Annotated in this window: 4 protein-coding genes; 3 read left to right on the top strand and 1 reads right to left on the bottom strand. The window is 71.8% G+C overall.

Annotation, left to right across the window (positions count from 1 at the left end; all coding sequences use genetic code 11):
- Positions 1 to 4: 4 nt before the first annotated feature.
- The 3 genes from VGE38_RS05290 (at position 5) to rsrA (ending at position 1,700) form a co-directional block, all read left to right on the top strand.
- Complete coding sequence (locus VGE38_RS05290) at positions 5 to 658, top strand: alpha/beta hydrolase family protein (RefSeq protein WP_331141491.1); 654 nt, start codon at positions 5 to 7, stop codon at positions 656 to 658.
- Between the two features lie 62 nt (positions 659 to 720).
- Positions 721 to 1,425 (top strand): sigma-70 family RNA polymerase sigma factor, encoded by a 705-nt coding sequence (locus VGE38_RS05295; RefSeq protein WP_331141489.1) that lies wholly within the window; start codon positions 721 to 723, stop codon positions 1,423 to 1,425.
- Positions 1,422 to 1,700 carry a mycothiol system anti-sigma-R factor gene (gene rsrA / locus VGE38_RS05300; RefSeq protein WP_331141490.1) on the top strand — a complete coding sequence of 93 codons (279 nt, stop codon included), beginning with the start codon at positions 1,422 to 1,424 and terminating at the stop codon, positions 1,698 to 1,700. Before VGE38_RS05295 ends, rsrA begins: the two co-directional genes overlap by 4 nt.
- A gap of 66 nt (positions 1,701 to 1,766) precedes the next feature.
- On the opposite strand, the gene VGE38_RS17540 is transcribed toward rsrA, so the two are convergent.
- Positions 1,767 to 1,841: a 50S ribosomal protein bL37 gene (locus tag VGE38_RS17540; protein ID WP_369759046.1), complete on the bottom strand. Its 75-nt coding sequence runs from the start codon at positions 1,839 to 1,841 to the stop codon at positions 1,767 to 1,769.
- Between the last annotated feature and the right edge of the window lie 20 nt (positions 1,842 to 1,861).

The raw sequence follows: 1,861 nt of genomic DNA on the forward strand, positions 1-1,861 counted from the left end.
CGCGATCGAGCGCCGTATCGACACGCCGCACGGCGAGGCCCGGCTGGTCGTCGACCAGGCGCGCAAGCCGGTGGCGACACTGCTGCTCAGTCATGGCGCGGGCAACGGGATCGACACCGCCGACCTCGAGGCACTGGCCCGCCACCTCCCACGCAACGGCGTCACGGTCGTGCGGCTCGAGCAGCCGTGGAAGGTCGCGGGCCGCCGGGTCGCGACGGCGCCGCCGACGCTCGACGACGGCCTGGTCGCGGCCGCCAACCGGTTGCGGACCCGCACCCCGCTGGTCGTCGGGGGCCGCTCCGCGGGCGCCCGGTCGGCGGCCCGCTGTGCCCGCCGGCTGGCCGCGAGCGGCTGCCTGGCCCTCTCGTTCCCGCTGCACCCGCCGGGTCGACCGGAGAGGTCGCGGCTCGAGGAGCTCACGAAGGCCGGGGTGCCGACGCTGGTGATCCAGGGGGAGCGCGACCCGATGGGCCGGCCCGAGGAGTTCCCCGACGGGACCGACCTGTGCGTCGTACCCGGCGCCGACCACGGCCTCGCGGTGCCCGCGCGGGGGCCGATCAGCCAGGACGACGCGCTCGCGATCATCGTGGAGAGCGCGCTGGAGTGGATCGTGCGCGAGGTCACCGGCGCCGGCGCCGGGAATGGCCGCCCCGCCTGAGGCGTTGCCCCAGCATGCTGGCCGTGCTCGAACCACCCGCCCCGGGGCTAGTCTGGGACACGATGACTGACCCTGCACCGACGCCCGAGGGCGTCTTGGACCCCATCGACGCTGTCGACGCTCCGGCCGACGCTGCGGCCGACGCTGCGGCCGAGATCGATGTCGCCACCGAGACGGAGGCCGACCGGTCCGCGCGCTTCGAGCGCGAGGCCCTGCCGTTCCTCGACCAGCTCTACTCCGCCGCGATGCGCATGACGCGCAACCCGGCCGACGCCGAGGACCTGGTCCAGGAGACCTTCGCGAAGGCCTACTCCTCCTTCCACCAGTTCCGGCCCGGCACCAACCTCAAGGCGTGGCTCTACCGGATCCTGACCAACACCTTCATCAACACCTACCGCAAGAAGCAGCGCCAGCCGCAGCAGTCGATGTCCGAGGACGTCGAGGACTGGCAGCTCCACCGGGCCGAGTCGCACACCTCGACCGGCCTGCGGTCGGCGGAGATGGAGGCGTTGGAGCACCTCCCCGACTCCCAGGTCAAGGACGCCCTGCAGCGGCTCCCCGAGGAGTTCCGCCTCGCGGTCTACCTGGCCGACGTCGAGGGATTCGCCTACAAGGAGATCGCCGAGATCATGGACACCCCGATCGGCACCGTGATGTCCCGTCTGCATCGCGGCCGGCGCCAGCTGCGCGACATGCTGTCGGACTACGTCCGCGACAACGACCTGCTCACGGTCGGCCGCGGCACCTCCGAGGGCGGTGCGTCATGAGCCACGAGCACGGCGCCGACCCGTCGCCGGCCGACTGCGCCGACTTCCTCGAGCGGATCGTCTACTTCCTCGACAACGAGCTCGACGAGGGTGACTGCTCGGCGGTGCGGTTGCACCTCGACAGCTGCAACCCGTGCCTGGAGAAGTACGACCTCCAGCGCACGGTCAAGGCCGTCGTGGCGCGCTCCTGCGCCGAGTCGGCCCCCGACGACCTCCGCCAGCGGGTGATGCTGCGGATCCGCGAGGTCCAGGTGCAGATCCGCGAGACGCCGTAGGGCAACCCAGCCCCACAAGCAGAGAACCCCCGAGCCGGTGGCTCGGGGGTTCATGCATTTCAGCGCTCAGGCGTTGGGGCGCTTGCCGTGGTTCGCGCCCTTCTTCTTCCGAGCGCGGCGCTTGCGGCCGGTCTTGCCCATGATGTTCCTCCTGATCGGAC

The sequence above is a fragment of the Nocardioides sp. genome, assembly GCF_036405735.1.
Classification (GTDB): Bacteria; Actinomycetota; Actinomycetes; order Propionibacteriales; family Nocardioidaceae; genus Nocardioides.